The sequence below is a fragment of the Oceanobacillus sp. MO10714A genome (genome assembly GCF_037072045.1).
Lineage (GTDB): Bacteria > Bacillota > Bacilli > Bacillales > Amphibacillaceae > Oceanobacillus > Oceanobacillus indicireducens.
In genome coordinates, this window is the sequence record NZ_JAXHDC010000026.1 from 41,890 (window position 1) to 48,681 (window position 6,792).

General features: G+C 41.1%; 7 protein-coding genes. 3 read left to right on the plus strand and 4 right to left on the minus strand.

What is annotated here, in order from left to right:
* The first annotated feature begins 190 nt into the window (after nt 1-190).
* The 3 genes from SPD53_RS12985 (at nt 191) to SPD53_RS12995 (ending at nt 3,650) form a co-directional block, all read left to right on the plus strand.
* Complete coding sequence (locus SPD53_RS12985) at nt 191-1,339, plus strand: CaiB/BaiF CoA transferase family protein (protein ID WP_336252813.1); 1,149 nt, start codon at nt 191-193, stop codon at nt 1,337-1,339.
* 17 nt (nt 1,340-1,356) lie between these two features.
* Nucleotides 1,357-2,568 carry an acyl-CoA dehydrogenase family protein gene (locus SPD53_RS12990; protein ID WP_156856407.1) on the plus strand — a complete coding sequence of 404 codons (1,212 nt, stop codon included), beginning with the start codon at nt 1,357-1,359 and terminating at the stop codon, nt 2,566-2,568.
* 110 nt (nt 2,569-2,678) lie between these two features.
* Nucleotides 2,679-3,650 carry an NAD-dependent succinate-semialdehyde dehydrogenase gene (locus tag SPD53_RS12995; protein WP_336252814.1) on the plus strand — a complete coding sequence of 324 codons (972 nt, stop codon included), beginning with the start codon at nt 2,679-2,681 and terminating at the stop codon, nt 3,648-3,650.
* Between the two features lie 58 nt (nt 3,651-3,708).
* On the opposite strand, the gene SPD53_RS13000 is transcribed toward SPD53_RS12995, so the two are convergent.
* The 4 genes from SPD53_RS13000 to SPD53_RS13015 form a co-directional block, all read right to left on the minus strand.
* The gene (locus SPD53_RS13000; protein ID WP_156856405.1) at nt 3,709-4,026 is read right to left on the minus strand and encodes a DUF3870 domain-containing protein; all 318 of its coding nucleotides are present in this window, start codon (nt 4,024-4,026) and stop codon (nt 3,709-3,711) included.
* Between the two features lie 261 nt (nt 4,027-4,287).
* On the minus strand, nt 4,288-5,019 hold the full coding sequence (nagB, locus tag SPD53_RS13005; protein ID WP_336252815.1) for a glucosamine-6-phosphate deaminase: 732 nt from the start codon (nt 5,017-5,019) through the stop codon (nt 4,288-4,290).
* Nucleotides 5,020-5,106: 87 nt separating this feature from the next.
* Nucleotides 5,107-6,288 (minus strand): N-acetylglucosamine-6-phosphate deacetylase, encoded by a 1,182-nt coding sequence (nagA, locus tag SPD53_RS13010; RefSeq protein ID WP_336252816.1) that lies wholly within the window; start codon nt 6,286-6,288, stop codon nt 5,107-5,109.
* 33 nt (nt 6,289-6,321) lie between these two features.
* A partial coding sequence (locus SPD53_RS13015) for a PTS sugar transporter subunit IIA (protein ID WP_336252817.1) occupies nt 6,322-6,792 on the minus strand: 471 nt, incomplete at its 5' end.

Genomic DNA, 6,792 nt, shown 5'->3' on the forward strand with positions numbered 1-6,792 from the left:
AATCGTGTTAAGGCGCATCCACGCCCATGTCACATGATCAATGTAGCAATTTAAATAGTAAACTGCCTAATCTGTTTACAGTCCCTACCAGGATTGTTCCAACAGTCAAAAGCCAGTTCAAATTGATTTACAGGATACTGTATATCGTTTGAGCTGGCTTTTTTTAATACATATGAAAGGAGGTTCATTTATGGCTTCAGCTCTTTCTAATTTTAAAATTCTTGACCTGTCCCGGGTACTCGCCGGTCCTTATTGCACGATGATTCTAGGTGACCTCGGTGCAGAAGTGATTAAAGTCGAAGCACCTGGCGGGAGTGACGATACCCGAAAATGGGGTCCCCCCTTTCAAAAAGGTGTGAGTGCTTATTACCTGAGTGCGAACCGCAACAAAAAAAGTATTACGGTCGATTTAAAGACGGAAGAAGGAATTACCGTCATTAAGAAATTAGTAAAAGAAAGTGATGTCATTATCAACAACTTCAAAACTGGCACAATGGAAAGACTCGGGCTTGGGTTTGAGGAGGTTGCGGACATCAATCCTGGAATTGTCTTCTGCTCCATCACTGGTTTTGGCGAAACAGGTCCAAATAAAGCGATGCCCGGCTATGATTTTATCGTGCAAGCAATGAGTGGCTTCATGAGTATCACAGGAGATAAAAATTCCGGACCGCAAAAACTTGGTGTCGCTATTACAGATGTTTTAACCGGGCTATATGCCTGTATCGGTATCCAGGCTGCACTGCTTGAAAGAAACTTCTCTGGCAAAGGACAGAAACTTGATATTTCACTATATGACAGTGCTGTCAGTTCACTCGTTAATATTGGCAGTAATTATTTAATGTCAGGGAAAATCCCTGAAGCACTCGGTAATCATCATGCCAATATCGTGCCTTACCAAACATTTAAAACATTAGATGGAGAAATTGTTATTGCGGTTGGCAATGATAACCAATATAAAGCATTATGTACCGTTCTCGGAAAACCAGAATTAAGTACAGATGTTAGATTTTTAACGAACCCAGATCGCGTACAGCACCGAGAACAATTAGTTCCATTGTTAGAAGAAGTATTTGCAACGAAACCCACCAACTATTGGCAAAAGCGTTGTAATGAAAATAATATTCCATGCGGACCGATACAAAATTTAGAAGAGGTAACGAAAGACCCGCAGCTCCTTGCTCGAGAAATGTTTATCAGTACCGAACATCCGACTGCCGGACATATTAAAATGATTGGCAGTCCACTCAAATTATCGAGAACTCCCGTAACATACCGTCACCACCCGCCTAACGTTGGGGAGCATAATGAGGAATTCATGAATCAAAAAACAAAAAACTAAATTTGGGAGATGATCAGATGAACTTTGAATTCACGGAAGAACAAAATATGCTACGTAAAACAGTTAGAGATTTTACCGATAAAGAAATCATGCCGTATATTGCCGATTGGGACCGCACAGGACAATTTGATCCACGTATAATTGACAAAATTTCCGAACTCGGTCTCATGGGGGTATGTATCCCAGAGGAATATGGCGGTAGCGGCATGGATTACAATTCCCTTGCGATTGTCTGTGAAGAGCTTGAACGCGGCGATACGGCATTCCGTACTGCCGTTTCCGTCCATACCGGATTAAATAGCATGACGTTGCTGCAATGGGGGACAGAAGAACAAAAGCAGAAATATCTCGTTCCACAAGCAAAGGGGGAAAAAATCGGCGCATTCGGTCTTACGGAACCAGCTGCCGGATCGGATGTTGCAGCTTTAGAAACGAGCGCTGTTAAAGATGGAGACCATTATATTTTAAACGGTCAAAAGACATGGATTTCCCTTTGTGATCTCGCAGACAACTTTTTAGTGTTTGCCTATACTGGTGATAGGTCAGAAAAACATAAAGGAATTTCCGCTTTTATCGTGGAGCGGGAGTGGGATGGTTTTTCCTCTAAAGCAATTAAAGGGAAACATGGTATCCGTTCTGGGAATACTGGGGAAATCTTTTTCGATAACGTGAAGGTACCGAAAGAAAACCTGCTTGGTGAAGAAGGAGAAGGCTTTAAGATTGCCATGTCAGCCCTTGACAATGGACGCTTTACCGTTGCAGCCGGTGCCGTTGGGCAAATTATGGCTTGTCTCGAGGCTAGTGTGAAATACTGTCAGGAACGGGAAACTTTCGGGAAAGAAATTGGGAAGCATCAACTTGTACAACAGATGATTGCCAAAATGGAAGCTGGTTTTCAAATGAGCAGACTGCTCGTTTATCGTGCGGGGGCGTTAAAAAATCAAGGCAAACGGAACACGAGAGAAACATCCCTTGCCAAATGGCAGGCTTGTGATTTTGCCAACCGGGCTGCGGATGACGCCGTCCAAATCCACGGGGCATACGGCTACTCTGATGAATACCCGGTAGAAAGATATTTACGTAACTCAAAAGCCCCTGTTATTTATGAAGGGACGAGGGAAATTCATACGATCATGCAAGCAGAATATGTTCTTGGCTACCGTCAGGATAAAACGCTTAATCGAATGCTGCCAGCTTGGGAAGAATCATCAACCGTTCCTGGTCTCTAATTATTAGTGAAGGAGGGTGTTTAAATGCAGATTGAGACGATGACAAAAAGCTTATTCATTAATGGTTCCTGGAGAGATGTTGACGGAAAAACAGAAACAGTCTATAATCTATGATCACTCGAAAAATTGCTCCTGCTTTAGCAGCAGGATGTACCGTCGTCTTGAAACCAGCACCAGAAACACCGCTTTCTGCTATCGAGATTATGAAAGTTTTTGAGGAAGCTGGTATGCCTAATGGAGTTGTCAACTTAATTACTGGTGATTCCAAAGCAATTGGCGAGGCTCTGCTTGAAAGTAAAGAAGTACGCCATATTACATTTACCGGATCAACCGCAGTTGGAAAATATTTAATGCAAGAAAGTGCCAACCATGTGAAAAAGCTGTCACTTGAACTTGGTGGCCATGCACCAAGTATTGTTTTTGAGGATGCTGATCTTGAGAAAGCAGCAACACTCGTGCTAGGAAGTAAATTCAGAAATAACGGTCAGACGTGTATCTGTACGAACCGTCTATATGTCCACGAATCCATTGCCGAACAATTTACTGCAAAATTAACAGCAAAAGTAGCACAATTAAAGATTGGTTCAGGCTTAGAGAAAGGTACGGAGATTGGACCTTTAATCAATAAGAAAGCTTTAGATAAAGTCCATTACCATTTGGAAGATGCTGTAAATAAAGGAGCAAAAGTTCTGAATGGAGGCGCTTCATGGGATGGTACTTTAAAAGGGCATTTCTATCAGCCTACGATTCTGTCTGAAGTGACAAACGATATGGTTATTATGAATGAAGAAACCTTTGGACCGATCATTCCGATTCAAACATTTAACGATGAAAGCGACGTAATTAATAAGGCAAATGATACAGACTATGGATTAGCCTCTTTTATCTTCACAGAGAATACGAGTCGGGCAATCCGAGTTACGGAAAAGTTGGACTACGGTATTGTCGGTGTCAATGATGTCTTTCCTGCCAGTCCAGAAGCTCCTTTCGGTGGTATCAAACAATCTGGAAACGGTAAAGAAGGCGGACATCACGGGATGGATGAATTCCTTGAACAGCAATTTGTTTCGATTGGGATTTAGTAAATAATTATGGTGAGTCCTCTGGCATGCCAGAGAGGACTCACCATTTTTCATTCTGTTATTTAGGTGTTTTTACCACATTCTCGTACTGTTTATATAAATCCTTCATTGCTGAAGCAAGCGCATTACCTGCTTTTCCTAAATAATGCTCTTTAATTGCTTGCACAGGCTTATCAATTCCATCTTGCAAACTATGCCCCTTTAGTAAATATTGAACAAAATCTCTACCATGCTCTGTTGCGAGTGTACAACTTGCCGTCACGATTACCCCATACTTCTTATCGATTTCCGCAGTAATGGTCAGTGTTTCATAGATATTTTTTGCTGCCATCCCTGATGGTAGTCTCGAATGTCCTGCGATAAAGACTGTGTTCATCTCTCCATCTCCTCTAATTTTGAATTCTCTATATTATTAATATACCATGATTTGTATATCTTTTTATAATTTCTTTAGTATTACAAAAGATACTAAGATTATGGGAAGAGTCAAGGCAAAAAAACTACTATGATAAATTACGTGCAGCGGACAAATCGAGCAGCAACCTTTCTAAGTACCCCAAAGATCGCAATCAAGAGAGTGTGGGAGCTAGCAAATAATAAAAGCGCCCAGACTTCGGACGCTTGTCAAAATAATTATTTACCCTCTACACCACTCAAGCGCGGCTTGATCAACAATAACAGTAACATTTTCATGCTTTTTCAAAATTGATGCTGGGAAGTCCTCTGATATATCGCCATGTAGCAATTTTGCTGTTGCATCTGCTTTGGCTTCCCCGGAAACGAGTAAAAGAATTTCTTTACTGTTCATGATTGTCTCAATGCCCATCGAAATTGCTTGTGTTGGCACTTCCTCAATGGAATGGAAGAATCGTGCATTTGCTTGAATGGTGGACTCATCTAAATCAACAATATGAGTCTTACTATCGAAAGACGTTCCCGGTTCATTGAAACCAATATGTCCATTTCCGCCAATCCCTAGTACTTGAACATCAATTCCGCCTGCCTGTTCAATTGCACGTTCATGTTCCATGCATTCCTTTTCCAAATCTGCAGCAACCCCGTTTGGGATGTGAACACGGTCTGCGGCAATATCTACATGGCTAAATAGTTTTTCATTCATAAAATTATAATAGCTATTTGAATCATTTTGTTCTAATCCGACATATTCATCCAAATTGAAAGTAGTTACATTTTTAAACGATACCTCGTCTTGCTGGTGCTTTTCAATAATTCGTTGATAGAGCCCTTCTGGTGTGGAACCAGTTGCTAAACCAAGAACCGGGTTTTCCAACGAATTGATACGATCAACCATAAATTCGGTTGCTTTTTCGCTCATCTCATCATAGTCTTTTACTTTGATAACGTTCACTATACAATTTCCTCCCCCGGGCTGGTACATGTCAAATTAACTACGTGCTTTATTTTACCCACGTTTAATTTCCCATGTCGTTATTTTTTAATCCTGATGTTGGTATGCTAATGCGCCGCGGCATATCGTATATTTAATGTTTAGATCATCATCGACCAATAGGATGTCGGCGTCCTTCCCTAGTGTAATACTACCTTTTTGATCGTAAATACCAATTTGTTTCGCCGGATTAACAGAAGCCATCTCAACAATATTACGTAGCGTAACACCTTCTAGCTTAAGCATTTGTTTTGCGCCTTCATGCATTTTCAAAATACTGCCCGCTAATGTTCCATCTTCTAAAACAGCTCTATCATTTTTTACTTTAACTGGCTGACCACCAAGCTCATAGTCTCCATCTGGCAGCCCTTTAGCCCGCATCGCATCCGTAATTAAAATAATCCGCTCACTGCCCATGTTATTATAAATTAATTGCAGCATTTCTGGGATAACATGAATTCCATCCGTAATCAGCTCTGCTCGTAAGTCTTCCAATTGAAATGCAGCGCCAACTGCACCAATATCACGGTGATGGATTCCGTTCATTGCATTGCAAAGGTGGGTAAGTTGGCTAACTCCTTGTGATACTGCCGTTTTTATTCCAGCAAACCCAACATCTGTATGTCCTGCTGATACATTTACACCAGACTGTGCGAGATGTTTTATAAAAAGACCTTCTTCATCATGCTCTGGAGCCATCGTAATTGTTTTTATATTGCTGCCTGATTGTGCCTGCCATTTCTTAAATTGTTCTAAATCCGGTTTAACAATATACTCCTTTGGCTGTGCCCCTGCTCTTGACTTTTCTACAAAGGGACCTTCTAAATGGACACCAACCATTTCCGCCTGACCCGGTTTATTTAGATAACGCGCAGCATTTTCTAAGGCTTTCGAAATGTTATCGGGTGACTGCGTAATCGTTGTTGCGAGAAAGCTTGTCGTGCCTTCCATTGGTAAAATCGATGCAATTTTGTCTAGCGCTTCTTCCGTTGCATCCATCGTATCTGCCCCATTTGCACCGTGGATGTGACCATCGATAAATCCAGGGATGGCGTTTAACCCGGTCGCATCAATAATGTGAGCGTCCTCAGGAAGAGTCTGTGTGAAGGACTCTCCCTCCAAAAGGCTTTGAATCTGTTCATTTTCAATGTAAATCCCACCATTTGGGATAACTTTATCTTCCAGATAGATTTTAGCATTTTTTATAAGAATGGACTTATTGGTTTCCATTGTTCGCGCCCTCTCCCCAAATTTCTGCTAATGCTATTTGTCTTCAGCTGTTATAATAACCGTTTCTCCTGCTTTAGCTGTCTTTTCAGATGTAAAGTGATAATTTTTCTTTCCTTCTGCACTATTGGTAATGACAATTGGCGTAATTGTATTTGATGCATGTTCACCAATGTATTCCAAATCTGCTTCCATCAAAAGCTGACCAGCTTTTACTTCATCATCAACATTTATCTTTGCTATAAATCCTTTACCTTTAAGTCCAACTGTCTCCAGTCCAATATGGATTAGAATTTCTACGCCACCTTCTGTAACTAGTCCGATCGCATGCTTCGTTTCAGCAACTTGAATTACCTTTCCGTCTACAGGCGAATAGATCTTTCCATCTTCCGGAATAATGGCAATCCCTTCACCCATCATTTTTTCGCTAAATACTGGATCCGGAACTTCTTCCAAAGGTACAATCTTTCCATTTACTGGTGCAACTATATTTTCTTCCTTTTTTTG

Excerpts from the sequence above, each read along its gene's own strand:
- SPD53_RS12985 (WP_336252813.1), top strand. The coding sequence starts at position 191 with ATGGCTTCAGCTCTTTCTAATTTTAAAATTCTTGACCTGTCCCGGGTA.
- SPD53_RS12990 (WP_156856407.1), top strand. The coding sequence starts at position 1,357 with ATGAACTTTGAATTCACGGAAGAACAAAATATGCTACGTAAAACAGTT.
- SPD53_RS12995 (WP_336252814.1), top strand. The coding sequence starts at position 2,679 with ATGATCACTCGAAAAATTGCTCCTGCTTTAGCAGCAGGATGTACCGTC.
- SPD53_RS13000 (WP_156856405.1), bottom strand. The coding sequence starts at position 4,026 with ATGAACACAGTCTTTATCGCAGGACATTCGAGACTACCATCAGGGATG.
- nagA (WP_336252816.1), bottom strand. The coding sequence starts at position 6,288 with ATGGAAACCAATAAGTCCATTCTTATAAAAAATGCTAAAATCTATCTG.